16 protein-coding genes are annotated in these 24,583 nt (G+C 40.6%); 15 read left to right on the forward strand and 1 reads right to left on the reverse strand.

Annotated features, from left to right (window positions below; all coding sequences use genetic code 11):
- Positions 1 to 32 precede the first annotated feature (32 nt).
- The 13 genes from DTK66_RS03330 (at position 33) to DTK66_RS03390 (ending at position 20,759) form a co-directional block, all read left to right on the forward strand.
- Positions 33 to 3,809: a PD-(D/E)XK nuclease family protein gene (locus DTK66_RS03330; RefSeq protein ID WP_191667777.1), complete on the forward strand. Its 3,777-nt coding sequence runs from the start codon at positions 33 to 35 to the stop codon at positions 3,807 to 3,809.
- Entirely contained in the window at positions 3,809 to 7,984 is a 4,176-nt protein-coding gene (addA, locus tag DTK66_RS03335; RefSeq protein ID WP_191667778.1) for a helicase-exonuclease AddAB subunit AddA, read from the forward strand. The genes DTK66_RS03330 and addA overlap by 1 nt, the downstream gene beginning before the upstream one ends.
- Positions 7,985 to 8,920: a LacI family DNA-binding transcriptional regulator gene (locus tag DTK66_RS03340; RefSeq protein WP_191667779.1), complete on the forward strand. Its 936-nt coding sequence runs from the start codon at positions 7,985 to 7,987 to the stop codon at positions 8,918 to 8,920. It begins immediately after the preceding gene.
- 65 nt (positions 8,921 to 8,985) lie between these two features.
- On the forward strand, positions 8,986 to 10,167 hold the full coding sequence (locus DTK66_RS03345) for an acetyl-CoA C-acetyltransferase (protein WP_191667780.1): 1,182 nt from the start codon (positions 8,986 to 8,988) through the stop codon (positions 10,165 to 10,167).
- 208 nt (positions 10,168 to 10,375) lie between these two features.
- Positions 10,376 to 11,725, forward strand: coding sequence for an SLC45 family MFS transporter (locus DTK66_RS03350; RefSeq protein WP_153929976.1), 1,350 nt, complete (start codon positions 10,376 to 10,378; stop codon positions 11,723 to 11,725).
- A 93-nt stretch (positions 11,726 to 11,818) separates the two neighbouring features.
- Positions 11,819 to 14,071, forward strand: a complete 2,253-nt coding sequence (locus DTK66_RS03355; protein WP_191667795.1) for a glycoside hydrolase family 65 protein — start codon at positions 11,819 to 11,821, stop codon at positions 14,069 to 14,071.
- Positions 14,072 to 14,089: 18 nt separating this feature from the next.
- A complete protein-coding gene (gene pgmB / locus DTK66_RS03360) occupies positions 14,090 to 14,752 on the forward strand; it encodes a beta-phosphoglucomutase (protein WP_153929979.1) in 663 nt (220 codons plus the stop codon).
- A 181-nt stretch (positions 14,753 to 14,933) separates the two neighbouring features.
- Positions 14,934 to 15,428, forward strand: a complete 495-nt coding sequence (locus DTK66_RS03365) for an Lreu_0056 family protein (protein ID WP_191667781.1) — start codon at positions 14,934 to 14,936, stop codon at positions 15,426 to 15,428.
- Between the two features lie 81 nt (positions 15,429 to 15,509).
- On the forward strand, positions 15,510 to 16,133 hold the full coding sequence (locus tag DTK66_RS03370) for a GTP pyrophosphokinase (protein ID WP_153929982.1): 624 nt from the start codon (positions 15,510 to 15,512) through the stop codon (positions 16,131 to 16,133).
- A gap of 1 nt (position 16,134) precedes the next feature.
- Entirely contained in the window at positions 16,135 to 16,800 is a 666-nt protein-coding gene (locus tag DTK66_RS03375) for a response regulator transcription factor (protein WP_153929984.1), read from the forward strand.
- 12 nt (positions 16,801 to 16,812) lie between these two features.
- Complete coding sequence (locus DTK66_RS03380; RefSeq protein ID WP_153929986.1) at positions 16,813 to 18,060, forward strand: sensor histidine kinase; 1,248 nt, start codon at positions 16,813 to 16,815, stop codon at positions 18,058 to 18,060.
- 1 nt (position 18,061) lies between these two features.
- Positions 18,062 to 19,252: a chloride channel protein gene (locus tag DTK66_RS03385; RefSeq protein ID WP_191667782.1), complete on the forward strand. Its 1,191-nt coding sequence runs from the start codon at positions 18,062 to 18,064 to the stop codon at positions 19,250 to 19,252.
- 166 nt (positions 19,253 to 19,418) lie between these two features.
- Positions 19,419 to 20,759 carry a glutamate--cysteine ligase gene (locus DTK66_RS03390; protein WP_153929990.1) on the forward strand — a complete coding sequence of 447 codons (1,341 nt, stop codon included), beginning with the start codon at positions 19,419 to 19,421 and terminating at the stop codon, positions 20,757 to 20,759.
- A 241-nt stretch (positions 20,760 to 21,000) separates the two neighbouring features.
- Here the strand turns inward: DTK66_RS03390 and DTK66_RS03395 are convergent, their stop codons facing one another.
- Complete coding sequence (locus DTK66_RS03395; protein WP_191667783.1) at positions 21,001 to 21,720, reverse strand: gamma-glutamyl-gamma-aminobutyrate hydrolase family protein; 720 nt, start codon at positions 21,718 to 21,720, stop codon at positions 21,001 to 21,003.
- Between the two features lie 116 nt (positions 21,721 to 21,836).
- Between DTK66_RS03395 and DTK66_RS03400 the strand changes: the two genes are divergently transcribed.
- On the forward strand, positions 21,837 to 22,703 hold the full coding sequence (locus tag DTK66_RS03400) for an aldo/keto reductase (RefSeq protein WP_191667784.1): 867 nt from the start codon (positions 21,837 to 21,839) through the stop codon (positions 22,701 to 22,703).
- Between the two features lie 52 nt (positions 22,704 to 22,755).
- The gene (locus DTK66_RS03405; RefSeq protein ID WP_191667785.1) at positions 22,756 to 24,543 is read left to right on the forward strand and encodes a glycerophosphoryl diester phosphodiesterase membrane domain-containing protein; all 1,788 of its coding nucleotides are present in this window, start codon (positions 22,756 to 22,758) and stop codon (positions 24,541 to 24,543) included.
- The last annotated feature ends 40 nt before the right edge of the window (positions 24,544 to 24,583 follow it).

Consider the following 24,583-nt stretch of genomic DNA (forward strand, 5'->3'; position numbering starts at 1 on the left):
GCAATTTCAACGAATAGAAAGGATTAAAGTATATGGGAACACTGGGTTTTGTTTTAGGAACAGCAGCGATGGATCATGAACAAGTATTAATTGATCAGCTAGCGGATCAATTAAAAATGTCATCCGCTGAAGATACTTTTTATTATTTAGTCCCTAACCATATTAAGTTTGAAACAGAAATTAATGTTTTGGCTGGGCTCCGTAAGCGCCAGGGGTTAACAGGAACTGACCGGTTTGCATCGTCACGTGTGCAAGTTCTGTCTTTTAGTCGTTTGGCATGGTACTTATTGCGTGATACACCAGCATTCCAAACTCCGCGTATTTCAAAGATTGGGATGGCGATGTTGACATCACAAGTAGTTCAAGAGCAGGTGGCCGATTTGCGGCTATACGCGAGTGAAGCTAAACAACCGGGCTTTATCCAAAAGATGACGGCCCAATTAGAAGAATTAAAAAGCGCTAATATCACTGCTGATGACCTAACTAATATTATTTCCCAGGTAAAGTCAGCAAATGACCCCGCTGCTAATCAGGCGTGGCTTGCTAAAATGCATGACGTTGAAATTATATATCACGCTTATGAAAAGCGATTACAGGACCGTTTTTTAGGAAATAGTGAATTATATCAACAGCTAATAGCATATTTAAGGAAATCGCCAACAACCGCAAAAATGCACTTTTTCATTGATCGCTTTGCTCAATTCACTGCCAATGAACAGCAGGTTGTTGATGCATTGATTACTAATGCTGCTTCAACGACAATTTCCCTAACCTTAGATCGTGGTTATCCAGATCAAAACCATCCAAATCCAAGTGAAATTCCACCTAAAAATAACCTTTTTTATTCCTCAGCAATGCAGTTCCATCGTTTATGGAAATTTGCACAAGCGCATCCGCAAAATGTAAGGGTGCTTAAAAACGTTACGTTTGCCACAAGTCCTCGCGTAAGTCCTACTCTTCAGCAAGTCGATACATATTTCAAGCGGTATGCGCAGGAACCGATTAGTCCAAATGAGCGACAAGAACTTTCTCGTTCACAAGACTTGCAATTTATGTTAACAACAAATCGGATGACCGAGTTAAATAATATAGCAACACGGATTCGGCAATTAGTTGCTAGCGGAAAGTATCGCTATCGGGATTTTTTGATTCTTAGTCGTCACCTTGTTGGGTATCAAACGATGATTGATTCTGTTTTCGCCGCGCACCAGATTCCGATTTTTAACGACCATGAACGATTAATGGACAATCATCCCTTAGTAACGCTTTTAACAACCTTGCTTGAAATTCCGCAACGTGGCTTTCGCACAGCGGATATTATGCAGCTCCTAAAGACTTGGCTACTTGTTCCCCGCGATAGTACTGGTGATTTAATGAGTATTAGTCAGTTTCAGACAGCCGTTTTCACAACTGAAAATTGGTGTTTGAAGCAGGCGATTGAAGGAAAAAATGCGTGGGTAACCAAGGATAATGAAAAAATAAAGCAACTATGGCAAGCGCCTGGAACAAACCCTGATGATCCTAAATATGCGCAATCACGTTTAAAAAAATTAAATGACCAGTTAACGTTGGTTAAAGACTATGTGGCACAACAAATTATGCCGTTTTTTGATCAACTTAAACAGGCGCAGACTGGACAAGAATTAGCAACAATCCTTTATCAATTTTTATCTGGAATCGGAGTCACGGAGCGTTTATATGCTTGGCAGCAATACCAGAGCAATCGCAACCTTGACTTGGCGCGGCAACCTCAGCAAGTATGGTCAACCTTTTGTCAAATTCTTCAAGAATATGTCGAGATTCTTGGACAACAAGAGATTCGTGACGATGATAATGCTGTTTTAATGTTTAGCGAATTACTGCAGGCTGGATTCGGTGCTGCTCAGTACTCACAAATCCCAGCAACACTCGATCAAGTTGTTATCTCAGAAACTGGAATTGTCCAGAGTCAGAGTCGTAAAGTAGTTTTCATGATTGGTTCGACTGATGATGTAATGCCGGAAATGCAAGAAAGTGAGAGCTTATTAACAGACCAAGATAAGGATATCTTAAGTGCTTATCTTGATCAGGATTTACAGTATTTGCCAGGGACATCGATTGATCAGTTAATTGATGAGCCTTTTATACATTACACAGGATTTATGAACGCCAAAGAGCGCTTGATTTTTTCTGCCCCCCGTACTGATAGTGATGATAAGGAACTAGGAGCTTCACCATATATGCGTGATATGGCCCTTTACTTTGCGCAACCATGTCATGAATATCCGCTTGTAACAAGTAAAGAAGGTCAAGAACATGCAGGAGCGTTTGTTAGCGCCCCATTTGCAACGATAAACCGACTAGTTGAAGTAGGACGTCAGATTCGTGATGATCAAGGGATAGGAGTTGATCGCCAACCAGTGCTTCCTACAGGTTGGCAAGATGTAGCCCAATTATTAGTTGAGACTGCTAAACAATGGCAAAACAGCCCTGATTTACGGCTTCGGGCTGAAGGAGTTGCATTAGGCCAGCGGCTTGCGCTAGTTGCGGCAGGTTTTCATTATCAAAATAAGGTTGATTCCCTGGGAAATAAATTAGCGCAAGCACTTTATTTGCGAACGGTACCAGAGAAAAATGAGGGGCAGGTTTTATATGCCTCTATTTCTCAGTTGCAAGACTTTTATATCAACCAGTATGAATACTTCCTTAAATATGGTTTGCGTTTACAGAAACGTGATGAACTGACATTATCAACTGATCGGATTGGGACATTTTTCCATAAGGCAATGGAAAGCTTTGTTACAACGGTTAGAGCATCGGGATTATCTTTTGCTGATTTGGCAAAAGAAATAAATCAAGATCGGCGAAACCAGTTAATTGACCATGCCTTAGTCACAGCCCAAGAGAATCAGCCAACATTATTACGGTTAATCAGTTCATCAGCACAGGCACAATTCCAATACCAACAATTAACTTCGATTGTAAAAACGATGTTAGTAACGCTCTGTCGTCAAGCTGAATACACGGGTTCCCAACCTTTAAGGACCGAAGTTCAGTTTGGTCGAATCGGGAGTCGGCAGCCTGATGATTTAGGATCGCTTGATTACCCGTTAAAAGATAGCCATCATATCTATCTTCGTGGACGAATTGATCGGATTGATAACCTTAAGCAAGGCAACCGAGACTTCTTAACAGTTGTGGACTACAAATCTAGTAATCATTTGTTTGATCTTACGTCTGCTTACTATGGAATCTCACTCCAGCTTTTGACATATTTAAATGGCCTCCAAGCAAATCTGCGAGAACTTGATACAAATGATCCGCAATTAGCGGGCGCCCTCTACCTGCGTCTAAATAATCCAACAATTAAAGCTGCTCAATTAAAGAAGGATTCACTGGATGACTTAAGGTTAAAAGAACACCAATATAAGGGGATTCTCCTTAATGATCCAAAATTACTGCGGGAACTAGATAAGAGTCTTGATAAACAAGCCTTCTTATACCCGCTTAAAGAATTTAAAAACGGCAAGATTAAAGCAAATAAAGAAGCGTTATTAGTAACACCACAACAATTACAGTGGTTACAAGAAATGAATAAAAATCTGGTGATTAATGCCGGTAACCAAATTTTAAGTGGCGATTTAAAGCTAAATCCATACCGGTTGCTTAATGGAAGCAGTCGCCGAACAGGACTTGATTTCAGTGACTTTTTGGATGTATTCCAGTTTGATAATATGCTAGACCAACAAAATTATCGGGATCTTAATCCAAACTTAGCAAAAGAAGCATTTGAAAACGCAATTCAAGATGATGAGGAGGACGAAGAATAATGGCAGGATTTAAACCAACCCCTGCGCAGCACAAAGCGATTACTGACCGCAATACGAATATTCTTGTGTCAGCTTCAGCAGGTTCAGGTAAGACGGCGGTATTAGTTAACCGAACGATTGAATTAATTAAAGAAGGTCAAAGCATCGATCGAATGCTCCTTGTGACTTTTACGGATGCCGCGGCAAAGAATATGCGCGATAAGATTAGGGCAGCTTTACAAAAAATAGTACAAGATTCATCCCAGCCTAAAGACCTTCGTGATCGAATGGGTAACCAAATTAATCGGCTGGCTGCAGCTGATATTAGTACCATTCACGCTTTCTGCTTAAAATTAATAAAAAGGTATTACTACTTAATTGATCTTGATCCACAATTCCGGCTTCTGACTGATGATACGGAACGATTGTTGTTACAAGAAGATGTATGGCATGAGGTTAGTGAACAGCTATATAAGAATTCAGAAGAAAAAGCAACTGGCAGGTCATCATTTGGCGAGTTAGTGCTTAATTTCTCTAGTGATCGTGATGATCAAGGGCTTGACGACTTGATTTTGCGATTATATGACATTGCTAATGCTCAACCAGACCCCGAAAAATGGCTGCAAAAGCTTCCTGATAATTATGACCTTGGTGATGGTGATTTATTACAATCTACATTTTATCAAGACCAGTTGCGGCCATTAGTAACAGAAAAGCTCCAACAATTTATTCAAGATTATCGTGAATTAGCGGTACGCGCAGCCGATAATGGCCTAGATAAGGCAGCCGCAATTTTAAAAACAGACCAAGAATTAATGCGCCAATTACTTTCAGCATTGACTGGAATTGATATGAATAATGTCTGCCAAATAATGACCCAGCAGAAGTTTGGTAGTTTTCGTGGTCGGCCAGCAGCTAATGATCCACGGCTAGATGCGTTTAAGGCACTTCAAAAGCAACGAAACGGTTTGAAAAAACAATGGGAGCAGACTGTAAGCGAGTCGTTGGCATTAGTTGAAAATGGGGAAGCAGTTAAAGAAAAAGTAGCGACAGACGTTACCAAGTTACGGGATGATTTTGTTGAATTAATAAAAACCGCAAGTGCTAACGAATTAGACCCCAAAACGCTTGCTTCCTTGCAAAAAGATCAGCAAATGATGCAGGATATTTTAGATTTGCTTCAACCACCAACATGGGATGCGATTCGTGACTTATTTGCAAATGCCAAGTTTGCGCGGATGAGTGGTAAGCCAAAAGATGATGATTTAGCAGAGGAAGTATACAAAGCAATCGGGAGTACGCGAACTGGAATTAAGAAACAATTTGATCAATTAGTGGAGCGGTTCTTTGCTTATCGCGAAGAACAATTTCGGGCAATTTCAATTCATGCTCAAGAACTGTTGCGCGAGTTAAGTGTAGTTACAATTAAATTTCGGCAACAGTACCAGCAGACAAAGTTGAACCGGCATGTCTTGGAATTTAGTGACCTTGAACATTATGCTTATGAGATTTTAACTCCTCCTGATGATCAGCCGAACTGGCGGGCACTTGTTCAAGATCTACAAAAACATTATCAAGAAATTATGATCGATGAGTATCAGGATACAAACCGACTTCAGGAAAGTATCTTGATGAAACTAACATCGTCTGACCGTAAAAATCTTTTTATGGTTGGAGATGTGAAGCAGTCAATCTACCGTTTCCGTGAAGCTGATCCAACATTATTTCTCGGGAAATATCAAGATTATCGTAGTGGTGGCAACGGTGAGGCAATTGTCCTTGGCGAAAATTTCCGTTCAATGACTAATGTGACAAGCTTTACTAATACTTTATTTGAACAGTTAATGGATAAAGAAGTCGGCGAAATTGAGTACGATGAAGATGCTCATTTAAAGTATGCTGCTAAGTATTATGAAGATAATGAAACGAATCAAGCAACACCGACTGAAGTATTGCTATATGATGCTAATGCGGTTAGCAATGATCATCAGGATGCCGATCATGAGGATGATAAGCTTGCTGGAGAATTTCGAATGATTGGGATGCGGATTAAGCAAATGGTGGAAGGACATGAAATGATTTTCCATCCGGATGATGGGCAAATGCACCCTATCCAGTATGGGGATATTGTCTTGCTTGAACGGACAAAAGCAATTAACAATACGTTGATGGAAGAATTTAATAAGCTTAATATTCCGTTGACTGTTCATGATGTTGAGAGTTATTTTCAGGCAACCGAAGTACGGGTAATGATGTCTATACTTAAGTTAATTGATAACCCGCAACAAGATATTCCGTTGGCAGCGGTTTTAAGATCACCGATTGTTGGATTAACTAATCAGGAATTAGCGTTTATTAGACTACAAAATCGGTCAGTTGATTATTACACAGCTCTCCAATCATTTATCCTTAATTATGAGCAAAAGACGCTCCGTCACCAGTCGCTTTTTACTGCGGAACAAGCATCTCAGCTTTATGAAAAAGTAGTCCATTTTATGGAGATGCTAAATACTTTTCGCCAAACCGCCCAGCAACAGACACTTGTTGACCTAATCTGGCAAATTTATGATCAAACTGGTTACCTTGATTACGTAGGAGCAATGCCGGGGGGCCACCAACGACAAGCGAATCTTCATGCATTGTATCAGCGTGCTCATACATACGAGCAGAGTAGCTTTAAGGGGTTATATCAATTTATTCGGTTTATCGAAAAAATGCAGGAACATGATAAGGACTTAGGGGTAGCACCAACTCAATTAACTGCCAATACGGTTAATGTTATGACGATTCATGGTAGTAAAGGATTGCAGTTTCCGGTTGTTTTCCTAATTGATGCTACGCACGGTTTTAATAAGGGTGCGGCACGGGAAAATGCAGTTGTAGATGCGGTAGCTGGCGTTGGCATTCGTTATATGGATACACAGCGGGTGATTTACGATACGCCGCAACGACAAGCGGTAATTGAGGAAGTGCAACGTGGAGAACGGGCTGAAGATTTGCGGGTACTTTATGTTGCATTGACACGTGCAGAGCAGCGTTTAATAATCACTGGGTCTTTTAACGAAGAAATGAGAACGCAGAGTCTCGAAAGTTCGTGGCAACGATGGCAAAAAGCCTTTCAAAGCAACCGCTTATTAATTGGTCCACAACCACGGATTAATGCAAATTCGTTCATGGATTGGATTGGATTAGCATTAGCCCGCTATCCTGAATTTAATGCACAACAACTAAGTGCTGGTGAAGTAACCTTGGAAGAGAGTACGCTTGCCGGTTCTAAAACCGCAAAATTAAATCCAGCCCCTAACTTTATTGCAAAAACATATACGCTAACAGATGTAAAAGATGAGTTAGCTAAAATAGGAAAAAGTGCGAGTGCAGACACAATCGTAGCTAATAGCATGCCAGTTGATGATGTATCGCGGGAAAAAATTGCCAAGATTTTACGTTACCGTTATCCTAATGTTGTGGCAACGCAAACGACTGCATACCAATCTGTGACAGATGTTAAACGAGTATTTGAAGACCCGGATACCCGTGATATGGCACGGTGGGATTATGATCAGCAACGAAAAATTAAAACGCAGGGAATGTATTTGAACAATAAATTTGATGTTCCGCCATTTATCCAGCAGAATAATAGTCAACCAGCACCAACAGATATTGGGACCGCAACGCACCTGGTTTTCCAGAAATTGCCGTTAGATGAGAGCGTCCTTGATATTCAGCAGGTGGACCAAGAGATTAAGCAATTAGTCGCTGAAAAATTAATCAGCCCCCAAGTAGCAGCCCAGATAAATCGTGAAGGGATTGTAGCTTTTTATCATACGCCAGTAGGTAAAGAAATACTTAAACATCCTACTGATTATCATCGCGAAGTACCATTTTCAATGATTATGAATGGTCATGAATTATTTAAGGGCGTTAATGCTAGTGATGATGAACGAATCTTGATTCACGGGATTATTGATGGTTATCTCAGAACAGATAAGGGGATAATCCTTGTTGATTATAAGACTGATCATATTAATGTTAATTACCGTGAGTTCGACTTAGCACGACTAAAAGACCGCTATCGAGGACAGCTTGAGCTATATAAAGAAGCCCTTAACATAATGGAAAGGGTTCCAGTTGTTCAAATGGGTCTCTACCTGTTAGAATTAGGAGAGTTTGTGTTATTTACAAAAGAAGGTGATTAGTTGGCAACCATTAAGGATATTGCACAGCAAGCAGGGGTTTCGGTTTCGACTGCCTCTCGTGCGCTAAATCATAATCCACGCATTAGCGAAAAGACTCGTCAACGGATAGAAGATATTGCAAACCAATTAGGCTATCAGCCAAATTATAATGCTCAAAATCTGACACGCGGGGAATCAAACATGGTTGGAATTGTATTTCCAGTAACGAGTGATACCGCGCCAGCAAACCCGTTTCATATTGACTTGATGAGAGGGATCAGTGTAGCTCTAAAGCCAATCCATTATGAAATGGTTGTAGCAATTTCGCCAACAGCGGCAGATTTATTACAGAGTGTAAAATCGATGGTTGAACAATCAAAGGTTCATAATTTTCTCGTATTTTATACAGAAAAAAAAGATCCCATTACTGCCTATTTACGCGAAAAGGATCTAAATTTTGTCGTTATTGGACATCCTGACCATCCGCAAGATCGTTTTGTTGATAACAATAATGTGGCTGCAGGAAAGGTGGCAACGGATTATCTGATGGAACACCATCATGTTGAGACGCCAGCTTTTATACAGTCTGCTAGCGATTGGGTTTATGAGCAGGATCGAAATCATGGTTACCAACAGAGTATGTATAATCACAATACCGTGCCGCTGACTTGGCGGTTCGCAGTTGACGGGACGACAATCACAGAGTTTATTAAACATCATCCACAAATAGATTCGATTGTTTGTGCTGATGATTTGTTGTTGGTACGCTTGGTAAGGCAGCTTCAAAAATTTAATTTACCAACAATTTGTTTTAATAATAGTCGGTTAATGGGGATGTTGCTTAACCAAGAAGATAAGGTTGATCTACAGCCACGAAAATTAGGTCAGCAAGCGGTTGAATTGCTTTTTCAACCGCAAGAAAGATACCGGATTGTCGATTTTAAAATTAGTGATTAGTTTTTGGATAGGACCAAGGGATTTTACCCCGGTCCTCTCTTATTTTGTAATGGAGGGAATCGTTAATGGAGAAGGTTTATATTGTTGCTGCTCAGCGGACACCAATTGGTAAGTTTAATGGCCAGTTGGCATCTAAATCGGCAGTTGAATTAGGGGCAATTGCAATTAAAGCTGCTGTTGAAAAAGCCATGTTAACCGGGGACGATATTGACCAAGTATTGATGGGAAATGTTATTCAAGCGGGAACAGGACAAAACCCAGCACGGCAAGCATCGATGGCTGCTGGATTAGGGGAAAAAGTTCCAGCAATTACCATTAATGATGTTTGTGCGTCAGGAATGTCCAGTATTGATTTGGCTGCAAGCTTGATTCGAGCAGGGCAGGCGCAAGTAATTGTGGCAGGTGGGATGGAAAGCATGTCACAGGCTCCGTATGTTCTTCCTCAAGCGCGACATGGTTATCGTTTTGGCAATGGCACTTTGCTTGATGCAATGCAAAGCGATGCCTTAAATGACGTTTATGGCAATTATCCAATGGGGATTACTGCTGAAAATATCAATGATAAATACCATATAACACGTCAACAGCAAGACGAATTTGCGATTATCAGTCATCAGCGAGCAGTAAAAGCGCAAAATGCCGGCTACTTTAAATCAGAAATTGTTCCCGTTGAAGTTAAAAAGAAACGATCAACGGTTATTGTTGATACTGATGAGGCACCGCGACCAGATACGACCATGGAGGCATTGAGTAAACTTAAACCAGCTTTTAAGGCTGATGGTAGTGTTACTGCTGGAAATGCATCTGGAATTAATGATGGTGGCGCAGCCCTTGTTCTTGCTTCGGCGCGTGCCGTTGAGCGGCTCGGCCTAACACCATTAGCCGAATGGTATGCGTCATCGATTGTTGGCTTAAATCCAGCATTAATGGGTCTGGGACCTTACTATGCGATCAAGAAATTACTAACAGACCAGCAATTAGCAATTGATGATGTTGCAACTTATGAAATTAATGAAGCCTTTGCGACTCAGGCATTGGTTTGTCAAAACTTGCTACGCCTTGACCCAGCGACCGTCAATCCATGGGGTGGCGCGATTGCGTTGGGTCACCCTGTTGGCTGCTCAGGTGCCCGCATTATTGTGACGATGATTAATGAAATGAACCGCGATAATCATAAATTAGGAATTGCTTCTTTATGTGTCGGTGGCGGCATGGGTGAGGCTGTTCTTATAAAAAATATTAATTAGCGGGATTTTACTTAAGATTATTAAGTGACACTAATAGACAAATGTTGCTTTATATTATAAAAAAGCAAACGTTTATAAAAAATATTGCGCAAACGGTTGCACAATATTTTTTTATTTGCTATTATTAATATTGCAAAAAATCATGAAGCGCTTACAATTATTATAAGTGTCTTTTAGAACTATTTTAGAAGTTAAGGAGTTGTTAGCAATGAGTCAAGAAAAGTCCGCTGGGGCTGGATTACCTACTCTCTCAAAGAGTACAATCTGGATGATCAACTTTGGGTTCCTTGGTGTTCAGACAGCATTTACTCTGCAGAGTTCTCAAATGAGTCGGATCTTCCAAACTATTGGGGCCGACCCTAACAACCTTGGCTGGTTCTTCATCTTGCCACCATTAGCTGGTTTGATTGTTCAACCAATCATTGGTTATTATTCAGACCGTACATGGGCGCCAAAATTAGGTGGTCGGCGGTTACCATATTTACTATTGGGGATGATCGTCGCAGTTATTGTTATGATCTTATTACCAAATTCAGGAAGCTTTGGATTTGGGTATGGTTCACTGGCTGCCCTTTGGTTCGGTGCGATTACAGTTGCTTTGCTTGACCTTTCATCAAACGTGGCAATGCAGCCATTCAAGATGATGGTCGGTGATATGGTTAACGATGATCAAAAGAGTTATGCATATGGGATTCAAAGTTTCTTATCAAACACTGGTGCTGTTTTAGCTGCTGTTTTCCCATTCATCTTAACTGCTTGGTTCGGTGTACGGAACACTGCTAAGCGTGGGGTTGTTCCAGATTCAGTTATTATTGCCTTCTACGTTGGGGCAGCATTATTAGTTATTACTAGTTTGTTTACTGTTTTCCGGGTTCATGAATATGACCCAGCAACTTATGCTAAGTACCATGGTATTTCTGAAGACGACAACAAAGAGGGTGGAAACTGGTTTACACTCTTAAAGCACGCTCCAAAGGCATTCTGGACAGTTACCCTTGTTCAATTCTTCTGCTGGTTCGCATTCCAGTACCTCTGGACATACTCAGCCGGGGCTATTGCTAAGAACGTTTGGAACACTGTTGATGCTACTTCTGCAGGTTACCAAGCTGCTGGTAACTGGTACGGTGTGCTTGCTGCGGTTCAATCGATTGCTGCTGTTATCTGGTCATATGTTTTAGCTAAAGTACCAAACAAGTACCACAAGTTAGGATACGGTGGTAGTTTGCTTCTTGGTGCCCTTGGATTTATCTCAGTATTCTTTGTTCATGACCAATGGACATTGATTGTTTCATACACCCTAGTAGGTATTGCATGGGCTGCTATGAACACTTACCCATTAACAATCGTTACTAATGCATTGACTGGTAAGCACATGGGGACGTACCTTGGATTATTCAATGGTTCAATTTGTTTGCCACAAATTGTTGCTTCATTATTAAGTTTTGCTTTATTCCCATTATTTGGACACTCACAAGTTCACATGTTCATCCTTGCAGGAATTGTAATGGCACTTGGTGCTTTCTCAGTTGCAACTATTAAGGAAACATACGCTGAATAAAGAGTTATTTCATAAAAAATAAAATAATTAAGGTTATAATAAAGGCGGGTTTAAAACTACCTTTATTTTCTGATGAAAGGAATTGAGATTTCAATGAAACGTACATTTGATATTGCCCCTTGGCATGTTGCTACTCGTAAGTGGGATCCACAAGACAAGCGTTTGCAAGAATCAATGACTAGTTTAGCAAACGAAAACCTTGGTATGCGTGGCTTCTTTGAAGAAGGTTACAGTGGTGACCACATGGAAGGTGTATACCTTGGCGGTGTTTGGTTCCCTGACAAGACTCGTGTTGGTTGGTGGAAGATTGGTTATCCTAAATACTTTGGTAAGATGATCAATGCTGTTAACTTCATGAAGTTAGTTATTAAGGTTAACGGTGAACAACTAGACTTAGCTAAGCAAACACCCAAAGACTTCAAGCTTGATCTTGACATGAAGCGTGGGGTTCTTGAACGTGAATTTACTGTTGAAATTGGTGGCACTGAAATGTACTTTAACTTTGAACGTTTCGTAAGTGCTACGCAAAAGGAATTAGTTGGTCAACGTCTTCACATTAAGAACCGTGGCAATGATGATGCTAAGGTTGAAATTACAAGCATGATCGATGCTGATGTTTACAACGAAGACGCTAACTACGATGAACAATTCTGGAATGTTTTAGGCAAGTCTGCTAATGGCGAACACGCCGAATTAACTTCCATGACAAAGAAGAATGACTTCGGTACACCACAATTTATTGTTGGAATGAAGACTACTTCTAAGACTAACCTTGACCACGTTAGCGATGGCACTGATGAAAAGCATGCTTACAACACCTTTGAAGGTACTGTAGCTGCCGGTAAGGAAGTTAACTTTGAAAAACGGAGTATCGTAATGACTTCACGGGATTACGACACTCAAGAAGAAATCGAAAAGAACCTTGATGAATTAAGCGCAAAACTTGATATTCAAAGCTTTGATGACTTACTTGACCCTCACATTAACGAATGGGCCGATCGTTGGGTTAAGTCTGATGTTGAAATTGAAGGTGATGAAGGAGCTCAACAGGGTATCCGCTTTAACCTCTTCCAATTATTCTCAACTTACTACGGTAATGATTACCGGCTTAACATTAGTCCTAAGGGATTCACTGGTGAAAAGTACGGTGGTGCTACTTACTGGGATACTGAAGCTTACTGTATTCCTGTTTACCTTGGTGTTGCCAACCCAGAAGTTGCCCGTAACTTATTAATGTACCGTTACAAGCAATTAGATGGTGCTTTTGTTAACGCTAAGGAACAACACTTGAAGGGTGCATTATTCCCAATGGTTACTTTCAATGGTATTGAATGTCACAACGAATGGGAAATCACTTTTGAAGAAATTCACCGTAACGGAGATATTGCTTTTGCTATTTACCTTTACACTAAGTACACTGGCGACAAGTCATATGTTCTTAATGAAGGGGCAGAAGTTCTTACTGAAATTTCTCGTTTCTGGGCTGACCGGGTTCATTACTCACAACGCAAGAACAAGTACATGCTTCATGCAGTAACTGGTCCAGATGAATACGATAACAACGTAAACAACGACTGGTACACTAACTTACTTTGTCGTTGGACTCTCCAATACACATTAGAAATCTTAGATGAAGTTGACAGTGACGTTGCTAAGAAGCTTAACGTTTCTGAAGATGAAAAGCGTCAATGGAAGTCAATCGTTGATAACATGTACCTGCCATACGATAAGGAACGTGATATCTTCCCAGAAAACGATGGCTTTATGGACAAGGATCTTAAGCCAGTTGCTGATATCCCAAGTGACCAATTGCCAATCAACCAACACTGGTCATGGGATCGGATCTTACGTTCACCATACGTAAAGCAAGGTGACGTTATTCAAGGTCTTTGGGACTTCATCGATGACTTTACAAAGGAACAAAAGAAGAATAACTTCGACTTCTACGAACAATTTACTGTTCACGAATCAAGTCTTTCTGCTTCAGTTTACTCAATCATTGCTGCTGATATTGGTTACGAAGACAAGGCCGTTGAATTGTATGAACGTTCAGCACGTCTTGACCTTGACAACTACAACAATGATACTTCTGATGGTTTGCACATCACTTCAATGACTGGTAGCTGGCTTGATATCGTTCAAGGATTTGCCGGTATGCGGGTTCGTGGTGACGAATTACACTATGCACCATTCCTTCCTAAGAAGTGGGATTCATACCAATTCCGTCAAATGTTCCGTGGCCGGATCTTGAAGGTTAAAGTTGACAAGCATGGTACTAAGATTGACTTAGTATCAGGTGACCCAATCACAATCGATCTTGACGGCAAGAAGCTTGAATTAAAGTAGTTGTTGGAGGCATTTGAGATGAAGTTTGAAGATTTGAAAGGTTTTGCATTTGACCTTGATGGTGTTATTGCTGACACCGCTCGTTTTCACGGTCAAGCATGGCATCAATTAGCTGATAAGGTGGGGACAACATGGACCCCTGAATTAGCAGACGCATTGAAGGGTGTTAGCCGGATGGATTCATTGGAATTGATCTTAAAGGCTGGCGGTCACGAAAATGACTACACCCAAGAAGAAAAAGAAGCTTTGGCAACGGAAAAAAATGACAACTACATTAAATTAGTTGAAACTTTAACCCCTGCTGATATTTTGCCAGGAATGAAGAATTTCTTGGATGAATTAAAGGCTAATGGTTACCACATTGTATTAGCTTCTGCTTCTAAAAATGCTCCTAAGGTTCTCAAATACTTGCAATTAACTGATTACTTTGAAGGAATCGTTAATCCAGCAAACTTGAGCCATGGGAAGCCAGATCCAGAAATTTACTTAGAAGCTGCAAAGTTGATGGATCTCCCTGCTGATCAAGTAGCTGGTCTAGAAGATGCTCAAGCTGGGATTGAGTCAATTAACCGTGCTGGTGAATTGTCAATCGGCTTTGGCGCTGACCTTGAGGATGCTGATGTTAAGTTCGCTAATACTAGCGATGTGTCATTAGCAGCAATTAAAGCTCAAATGGACTAGCAAAAGCTACCTTTCCTAACAATCTGTAAGGGGGCGTAACAGAAGCCGTTTATATCTTCCCACGCTCCCCAAGTGCAAATAGGGCTCCAGAGTTCGGATTTTACCGAGCTTTGGAGCCCGTTTGTGTAGGTGCTATTTTAGGAAAACAAGTTTATGTCAAAAAATTCTTGATTGGTATGAGATGATGAAAAAACGAATTTTAATTATTGTACTTATCTTTACTGTTTGCATCGCTATCGGGGCCGCTTTCTGGAATAGCCAGCAAAATAATGCTAGGGAGACGTACCACACCAGTAGTCAAGTCGAGAAGCGTTTAACTCCTGTACTGACCGACCAACAGATAAGCATACTAGTCGGACTGGAGGTTTCTCCGAATTGGGTAAGGGAGCAGGTGCATAACAATAATTTGATTTATGGTGTTGTAAAGCCATCAGATACTGCTCCAGCTGGCGTTGAAAACTATAGTTATTTAGTAACAACGGATAAATCGGTATCACCAATAATCTTTTTCAAGGCAGATAGCAACCAATCGATTACAATCAAATACGCTGATCATGAAGGCGATCAACTCCATGTTAAAGAAGTGAAAGAAAGTAAGCTTATTCATAAATTTTACCGTACGAGCAATCAAAAGAAGCAAGTTAATAAAGATGTTAGCTTATTACGGACTGAGTAAGGAAACTTAAGAAAGAATAAAGTCGCATTTTCTAAAAACCCAGCGCCTGTTATAATATTCAAATTAAAGGAGGCAACCGCGATGACAATCTATGGGCCATATGACCAGATTTTGCCAGAAATTTTATCACTGACAACTGAACGAATTAAGCAACTAAATCAACAAGCTGTTGATAATAGACAACCTAAACTGTATGAGCATTTAATTGCTCGGGTGAAGACTCCTGCAAGCATGGCAGAAAAATGTGAGCGTAAAGGTTATCCCGTTAATACAGAATCAGCCTTGCGTAAATGCCGGGATGCAGTTGGTGTACGAATTGTCTGTAATTTTATTAGTGACATTGACCGGTGTCTTGACCAGTTACGGCAGGCCGATTGGTGCCAAATTATCAAAGAAAAAGATTATATAACAAATGCTAAGCCGAATGGTTATCGTAGCTATCATGTAATTATTAATGAGACGGTCCCATATCGGGATGTTGATGGTAATGAGCCTGGCCATTTCTATGTCGAGATCCAGTTGCGAACCATTGCAATGGACTCATGGGCAAGTCTTGAACATGAAATGAAATATAAGCATAATATTGCCGATCCCGAGCGGATTGGACGTGAACTGAAACGATGTGCTGACCAGCTAGCATCATGTGATGTGCAGATGCAAACAATTCGTCAATTGATTAATTCAAGTACAGGAGAGGACGATTAAAATGCGAATACTAGTGGCCGAAGATGAGCAGCAATTGGCAAAGGTCTTAAAAACCGCGATGATGGCCAGCGGGTACCAAGTTGATGTTGTAAATGACGGGCAAGCAGCAATTGATAGTGCAAAGAAAAATGCCTATGACGTAATTATTTTAGATATTATGATGCCTGTAAAGACAGGATTAGAGGCATTGAAAGAGATTCGAGCATCAGGAAATCGGACTTATGTGATGATGCTGACCGCCATGGGTGAAGAAGACGACCGTGTTAATGGTTTAGACACAGGAGCTGACGACTACTTAACAAAACCATTCTCTCTTAAAGAATTATTAGCGCGGTTACGATCACGACAACGACGTGACGACAATTATGGGACCGATGTACTGGAATTTGGCGACCTAACCCTTAACGGTAATGATCAGTCATTGCAAAGTCATAATTCAATCAGTCTAACAAATAAGGAAAATCGATTATTACAGTATTTGATTTTGAATGCAGATAAAGAACTATCTGGCAGTGAGCTGCTGAGTCACGTATGGGATGAAGAAGAGCAAGCAGACCAAGAAGACCTATGGATTAATATTTGCTATTTACGGCAAAAACTGCAAGCAATTCAATCGAAGGTCACCATTACAGGCAAAAAAGAAGGACCGTTTATGATTGCTCGTTAGGAGGAACGCAAAATGATACAACGTTTTCGTTATAAGTTTATAGCTTTATCAACGACAGCATTAGTTTTCGTTATCTTAACAATTGTCGGCAGTCTGAGCGCTTTTACCTATTATCGGTCACACAAGGAAATTCAAAGCGTTTTAACAATTTTAGTTAATAATGATGGGCGGATTCCGCAAAAGGGCGTCCAGGCAGATGCTTTTAATCAATCCCAATTCTCACAAGAGGGATTACACCAATACCGCTATTTTACAGTCATAACTGACCAAGATAATAAAATTGCTGAAATCCAAGATGATCAAATTGCAACGATTAGTCCGCAAGATGCCCGGGTTATGACTAATCGGGTTATGAAGAAGAAAATGAAAACAGGCCAAGTTTTTTATCGTGGCGTAACTTATGCATATAAGGCGCGACAGACAGATGGTCAACGAATCATTGTCTTTCTGGATGAATCCCTATTAATGGCGCGGACGAGTTCATTAATGCATACGGGGTTGATTTTGGGCGTAGTAGTGCTGATTCTTTATACCATTGTCATAACCCTTTATTCTCGCCGGGCAATTCAACCCATTGTTCAGGCAGAACAGCGTCAAAAAGAGTTTATTACTAATGCAAGCCATGAGTTAAAGACTCCGCTAACCGTAATTTCTGCCAACAATGAAATGCAAGAGATCCTTGGTGGTGAAAATGAATGGACGACCAGCACACGGCAACAGGTTGAGCGATTGACAAAATTAATCAACCACCTTGTTTCGCTTGCTCGAATGCAGGAACGGCCATCTATAACAATGGTTCCAGTTGACGTTAGTAACATTGCGCGCGAGGCTGCTGGGAGTTTTAAGAGTGTAATCTCTGCCGACCGAAAGCAATTTAATGTCAAGATCAAAGATAATTTAATGGTCACTGCCGATGAAAATTACTTGCACGAATTGATTAATATCCTATTAGACAATGCTAATAAATACTGTGACCCCAATGGTGAAGTTGATTTTACGGTTAACCAAGCCAACCGTGGACGGAAGGTAGTCATTAAGGTCGCTAATAGTTATCAAGATGGGCAAAAGGTTGACGTGAAGAAGCTATTTGATCGATTTTATCGGGTTGATGAGTCGCATACTCAAGGGAAAAAATCTGGCTTTGGAATTGGTTTATCAATGGCCCAATATATTGTCAAAATGTTTAAGGGTAAAATATCAGCTAAATACACTAACCAAAAAATAGTATTTATCGTCACGTTAAAAGAGGCAGGGAAATAAGATGAAGTACCAGCGCGTTCAGCTAGGACTATATGCGGTAGTTGGAAGTTTAGTAATTGGAATGATAACGGCTGGGTATCTGAACTTAGTGAACTGGGTAATTAATTTTATTTGGGAAGACTATTTAAAGTATGCAGGAAATATAAAAGTTTGGTACCCGTTTGTAGTTTGTGTTCCGTTAGGTTTCTTGATTGGTTATTTAAATAAAAAGTGGGGCAATTATCCATTAACAATTGAAGAAGTCCTTACTAGTCTTCGGCTTAAGGGGAGCATTGACTATCATCAATGGTGGAAATCTTTTCTATTAGGATTACTTGTTCTAGGGGCTGGAGGCAGCATCGGACCAGAAGCATCTACAACCGTTATAACCAGCGGGATGATAAACTGGCTCGGTGATTGTTTGCGGTGGGCATCCACTGCAAATCAGGACAGCGCCGTTAATATTTGGCGAACTAGAATGAATCCTCAGCAACTAGCATCAGCGCCACGGTTTAGCGAATTATTTCGTAGTAAGCGCGAAAGGATACTAGTCATTTCGTTGCTCATTATTATAGGGATAATTGGAGCAGCAATTATTTTTAAGCTGTTTCCAGAAGAAGGTGTCTTTGGGATTCATCACCGTGAAATCTATTGGCAGTGGATTAATTTGCTGACAGCAGTTCCGGCCCTTCTTGTTGGCTGCGTTTTTGGTTGGTTATTTATCCGTCTTGAGAATTGGTCTGCTCTGGTTATTAATATTAAGCTGGGGAAAGTTTGGCAAGGCGGTATCTTTGGTTTAGCGTTAGCACTTAGTTCATTATTGACTGGTGATATTCTTTTTTCTGGTGAATTTCGGATCGTTCCGTTTACCCATGAAGCATTTAAGCTTTCAATTTCGTTTTTATTGATGGTAGCCATAGTTAAATCTATTATGACGAACCTTGGTTTTGCGATGGGCTGGCGCGGTGGAACAATATTCCCAGCTATTTTTGCTAGTGTCGCCGTTGGAGTTGCTTGTGCAATGGTTCTTCCAGGTGATATGCATGTAAATGCGGCTGTTGTTTTAGCTGCTAGTTTAACCGTTATTCTCGAAAAGCCGCTCTTAACAATTGTTCTTTTAACGTTATTAGTGGCGATTGAACTTGCACCAGTAGTAATTGTTATTTGTCTTTTAACAGGGCTTTTAATCAAAAAAATTCCATCGATTGAATGAGTTGTATTAATAATTTTTTGTTTTAAGGTTGTTTATTGACAGAAGATTGCCGTTAAAGTTATTTAAATTTCGTCTTTGTAATATTCAGTTGTTTATATGAGAAAATAACTGTATATTTATTAGAAAATAATTAGAGAGATGAGAATTTAAATAGGAGGCGAATAAGATGTTTAGCCGAATTGGGCAATTAATCTTTGACAATGAAGCAGTCGCCAAGACTTCTGACTTTACAATGGGACTAGAAATTGAAATGCAACGGGTTGACGAAGATGGTAATTTGAGTCAAGAACCGTATCCTTCTGCGATTGGGGATGAAAAGACCAATCCGTGGATTACCAATGACTTTCTTGAAACGATGGCTGAAATGGTAACTCCGTCTGCGCAGCATGCCCTTGACGCGATGCACTATCTATATGTTATCAATAATACTTTGCGCTCAGCATTAGCGCCTGGCGAATTGCTGTGGCCGATGTCGATGCCGCCACGCTTACCCAAAGACAAGACCAAATTGCGTTTAGCGAAGATGGGGCCGAAAAAAGAAGCTTATTTAAAGGAATGGGCCAAGCGTCATGGATATTCTCAAGGGACGCCATGTGGAGCCCATATTAACCTTAGTATTGATACTCACGTGGTTGAAATGGTATTTAAGGCTTTTCCTGATAAGTTTAAGAATGAACGGGAAGTCCGTAATTACCTTTATACGGTTTTAGCACAAGGATTTGTCCGTTATCGCTGGTTATTGACGTATCTTTATGGGGCGAGTCCAATTGTGGAAGAAAACTACTTTGAGCCCGGTAAAGAGCTATCACACCCTGTTCGGAGTGTTCGCCAAAGTAAACATGGTTTTGGAACAAAATTTACTGGTGATTTTACCAACCTTGACCGCTATATCGCCCGAATTGAAGAAGGGGTCAAGGCGGGAATTTTAACGTCTGATTATGAATTTCATGGTCCGGTTCGTTTTAAGGGAAATTCAGACTTAAAGAAGCTCCCTGAACAAGGGATTGAATATCTCGAATTGCGGATGCTAGACCTTGATCCTAGTAGTTCAGTTGGTGTGCGGACTGGGACCTTGCGTTTTATTAGGTTACTAGCAAGCTACTTTATTATGCACCCACCGTTGAAAGAAAATGAAGTCGAGGATATTTTATTAAATGCTGATAAGATGAATGAAGCAGTTGCTGAAGAAAACCCGCGGGAGGTATGCCGATATCAGGCAAAAGCGCGGGCAATCCTTAAGAGTCTTGAACGGTACGCCAATCAAATTCAACTTGGTCCAGAATATTCAGAAATTCTTGAAGACTTAGAAGACCGGGTTGAAAATCCATATACGACTCCTAGTGCAAAGCTGTTAAATTACGTTAAGGATGGTTCGTTAACTGAATACGCCTTGCGACGGGCTAAGCGGTATCAACGGGCTGCGCAAGAAATGATTCATCCATTTAAAGGCTTTGAAGATGGCCGTATTTATACTGCTGATGAGTTGCGTCAAGAATTAGCGCGGTAATAAAAATATTTAAATAGCTACAGCATACAACAGGGCTCCAAAGATCGGAAAAATCCGAACTCTGGGGCCCTGTTTTCAGCGAGGTCTATCAGCTTCAACTGTTTTAACAAATAATAGCAAGATAACGTGGTAAATAACCATAAGGATCAAGGCTAAGGACGCATGATAATCGGTTTGTGACGTGCTAATCATCGTGCTAGCTTAGCCAATCCCCTTGTCGAGAAAGTAATTTTCACTTTCATTATTTTGACGCCCGCGCAATTAAGTCAGCAAAAATTGCGCGTGAATAATCGTAATGCTTAAACATGTTTTCGGGATGCCATTGAACAGCTAGGATTTGGTCTGAATCCGTAGTTTCAACTGCTTCAGGGATTTGATCGTCAGCCCAGGCAGTCACATGAAGAGGCGCGGCAATCTGGTTAAGTGCCTGATGGTGACGGGAATTAACATATGGCCGGGCACCAATAAGCTTAAATAGCCGACTTTCCTGCTCTGTATTGACGTGGTGGGACGGAAAGTTACCGGGAGCGTCTTGAGAATGCTTGAGCGTTGGATGCGATTCTTCTGAGAGGTCTTGATAGAGGGTTCCGCCAAGGGCCACATTGAGTAGTTGCATACCGCGGCAAATTCCCATCATTGGCTTTCCAGCCTCAAATGCTGCCTTTGCCAGGCTGACTTCAAATTGATCGCGTCTTAGATAGGTAGGCCCTAATTTTTGGTGTGGTTCTTCATTGAAAAAGGTCGGATCGACGTCGCTACCTCCCGCAAAAATAATACCATCAAAAAGATCAAGGTAATTTACCGCTAGTGTTGAGCTGACGCTAGGCAAAATTACTGGGAGACCTCCTGACTTAATTATTGCTTCAATTAAAGGACGGGGTGCAAAAGCTGCATTCCGTTCATTAATGATATTCGTTGCCTCTGTTAATGTATCTGCAGGAATAGCAATTCGTGGTCGCATAGTTATCCTCCTTAGTTGATTTTAATGATATTATAATCAAATCATAATTTTGATAAAATAGCAAACTGAATTTTTAAAATAAAAAAGATATAATAGAATGTGAAAGAAGGGATATCATGATTGAATTAACTAACATTAACTCGACCTTTAATTTAAATAATGGGGTAAAGATCCCATGCGTTGGTTATGGAACTTTCCGTACGCCGGCAGACGTTGCTAAAAAAGCAGTCGAGGAGGCGATTGCCACTGGGTATCGGCATATCGATACAGCTGCTGTATATGGAAATGAAGAAGCGGTTGGCAAGGGAATAAAGGATTCCGGAATCGACCGTCAAGACTTATTTGTTACGAGCAAGCTATGGAATACTAATCGTGGCTATGATCAGACGAAAAAGGCATTTCAGGAAACGCTTGACCGTTTACAAATGGACTATCTCGACCTTTATTTAATTCACTGGCCTGCCAACCAGAAGCAATTTGGTGATGAAGCCGCGAAGATTAACGCAGAAACATGGCGTGCAATGGAAGACCTCTATAACGAAGGGAAGATTCGGGCAATTGGGCTAAGCAACTTTATGCCTCATCATATTGTCGAATTAATGAAGACTGCTAAAGTGGCGCCAGCCGTTGATCAGATTGAAATTCATCCTGGTTGGCCACATACTGAAGAAATCAAGTATTTACAAGCACATAATATTCTTGTTGAAGCTTGGGGACCATTGGGCGGTCAGGGAGCTCAAGTAATGACTAATCCAACGATTTTGCAAATTGCTGATAAGTACCAAAAGACGGCTGCTCAGGTATGTTTGCGGTGGATTTTACAGCAAGGCGTCTTACCATTACCAAAATCAGTTCACAAAGAACGGATGGTAAGCAACCAACAGATCTTTGATTTTGCGTTAACGGACGAAGAAATGAGAAAGATTAGCTTGTTGCCAAATCTTGGTGGTCAATGTGCTGATCCTGACGATGTTGACTTTTAACGGCTGATTTAAGGTATAATTTTCTTAACTAACTTTTTGAGGGAGTAAGAAAATGAAAAATGCCTATCGGAGTTTTCGGCGATATTCACGGCAATTCAAACAAAATTGGCTTGAATATTTACTATTATTTGGTGGCCTCGACTTAGTAAACCAGTTTATGGTTATTCCGCTGTTTCGCTGGATTACCACCTTTGTTCTTCAAGCAGGGGAAATCCCATTCATTTCATATCAAAACGTTATTTTAATTATGACTCATCACCCATTTGTGGTTGGGGGACTTTTAATTGAATTGATATGTTTGTTGGTAATTATTTATAGTGAATTTATGCTGCTGCTTATTGGTTTTCGTTGGATTGGCATCGATGACTTTCGGTGGCGGCATATTTTTGTCCAGTTAACAGAAGCGTTGCGTTTACTTAATATCAGTTCATTGATTGTTTTATTAGGATATTTTTTGCTGGTGATCCCGTTTGCTGATACGATCTTTCGAACCCCATTACTGGCGAAAATTCAGGTACCGCAGTTTATTGTTGATTACTTAACCCGTAGTCCGTGGATGATTGGTAGCTTGGTAATTTTCTATATCATAATGACGGTTCTAGGCATTCGTCTGATTTTAACAATGCCACTAATGGCGTATCAACATTTGCATTTAATATTGGCGATGCGTCGTAGTTGGAAGATGACAGGGAAAATGCGGTGGGCGCGGCTGATTGGTCAGCTCATCTTTGCCACGGTTGTTATTGGACTAATGACGGGCATCTTTTATTTGGTGATTTACTTATTACAGGTCGGACTTGATTTATTACCCGGGAAATTACCATTATTTACCGCTATTTTTAATTTGTCGTTCCTTCAACTGGGTGGTGAGATACTGGCAGTGTGGGCTGGAACGGTTATTTTGTTAATTATTGTCAATCCGTTGACTGATGTTGTGACACTTTCAACCGAACCGGAACACCCTTCACGTGGCCTTCTTAAGACAGTGACGTTAATCTTTTTGGTAATTGGCTTAACGACGGTTACTAATAATGCTTTTTACCTTGTTGGTAGTAATCTTCACCGCCCAATAACGATTTCTCATCGGGGAGTAGCGGAAGAAAATGGGGTCCAAAATACGATTCCAGCGATGGACAAAACGGTAAAGTTGAAACCAGATTATATTGAAATCGACTTGCACGAAACCAAAGATCATCAGTTTGTTGTGATGCATGATGAAAATCTGAAGAAACTTGCAGGGGTAAACAAGATCCCTCACGAATTAACTTTAAACCAATTAACAAATTTAACGGTCCGCGAAAATGGTCATCATGCTAAAATTGCTAGTTTTGACCAGTACCTCAATGCAGCCGAAAAACATCATCAAAAATTATTGGTCGAGATTAAAACGACGCCCCACGATTCTAAGCAAATGTTGCAAAATTTTAATGCTAAGTATGGTAGTCGCTTGCTACGTGATCATGACCAAATCCACTCGCTTGATTATAGCGCAGTCGCGGGTTTGAAGAAGCTTAATCCCCGTCTAGCGGTTTTATATATTCAGCCTTATAATTTTGGCTATCCACAAAGTGTTGCGGATGGTTATTCGATGGAATATTCCACGCTAAATCAAGATTTCATTACCCAAGCTCACTGGAAACACCAGCCGGTATATGCCTGGACGGTTAATGAACCAGGCATTATGAAGCAAATGATATATGACCGTGCGGATGGTATCATTACTGATAATCTGGGTGAATTAAACGCGGCAATTAATGATTTTATGGGAAAGCAAAGTTACGCTAACCGAATTTTGAATTATATTATTGTAGTGCCAACCAAAAATGGAATTGAACCATAAGAAAGAAAAACTTCAGCCTAGCTTAAAAATAGCTAAGTTG

Source organism: Limosilactobacillus walteri, from assembly GCF_014830205.1.
Lineage (GTDB): Bacteria > Bacillota > Bacilli > Lactobacillales > Lactobacillaceae > Limosilactobacillus > Limosilactobacillus walteri.

Excerpts from the sequence above, each read along its gene's own strand:
- DTK66_RS03345 (WP_191667780.1), top strand. The coding sequence starts at position 8,986 with ATGGAGAAGGTTTATATTGTTGCTGCTCAGCGGACACCAATTGGTAAG.
- DTK66_RS03370 (WP_153929982.1), top strand. The coding sequence starts at position 15,510 with ATGACAATCTATGGGCCATATGACCAGATTTTGCCAGAAATTTTATCA.
- DTK66_RS03405 (WP_191667785.1), top strand. The coding sequence starts at position 22,756 with ATGAAAAATGCCTATCGGAGTTTTCGGCGATATTCACGGCAATTCAAA.
- DTK66_RS03400 (WP_191667784.1), top strand. The coding sequence starts at position 21,837 with ATGATTGAATTAACTAACATTAACTCGACCTTTAATTTAAATAATGGG.
- DTK66_RS03350 (WP_153929976.1), top strand. The coding sequence starts at position 10,376 with ATGAGTCAAGAAAAGTCCGCTGGGGCTGGATTACCTACTCTCTCAAAG.
- DTK66_RS03365 (WP_191667781.1), top strand. The coding sequence starts at position 14,934 with ATGATGAAAAAACGAATTTTAATTATTGTACTTATCTTTACTGTTTGC.
- pgmB (WP_153929979.1), top strand. The coding sequence starts at position 14,090 with ATGAAGTTTGAAGATTTGAAAGGTTTTGCATTTGACCTTGATGGTGTT.
- DTK66_RS03380 (WP_153929986.1), top strand. The coding sequence starts at position 16,813 with ATGATACAACGTTTTCGTTATAAGTTTATAGCTTTATCAACGACAGCA.
- DTK66_RS03385 (WP_191667782.1), top strand. The coding sequence starts at position 18,062 with ATGAAGTACCAGCGCGTTCAGCTAGGACTATATGCGGTAGTTGGAAGT.
- DTK66_RS03355 (WP_191667795.1), top strand. The coding sequence starts at position 11,819 with ATGAAACGTACATTTGATATTGCCCCTTGGCATGTTGCTACTCGTAAG.
- DTK66_RS03390 (WP_153929990.1), top strand. The coding sequence starts at position 19,419 with ATGTTTAGCCGAATTGGGCAATTAATCTTTGACAATGAAGCAGTCGCC.
- DTK66_RS03395 (WP_191667783.1), bottom strand. The coding sequence starts at position 21,720 with ATGCGACCACGAATTGCTATTCCTGCAGATACATTAACAGAGGCAACG.
- DTK66_RS03330 (WP_191667777.1), top strand. The coding sequence starts at position 33 with ATGGGAACACTGGGTTTTGTTTTAGGAACAGCAGCGATGGATCATGAA.
- DTK66_RS03375 (WP_153929984.1), top strand. The coding sequence starts at position 16,135 with ATGCGAATACTAGTGGCCGAAGATGAGCAGCAATTGGCAAAGGTCTTA.
- addA (WP_191667778.1), top strand. The coding sequence starts at position 3,809 with ATGGCAGGATTTAAACCAACCCCTGCGCAGCACAAAGCGATTACTGAC.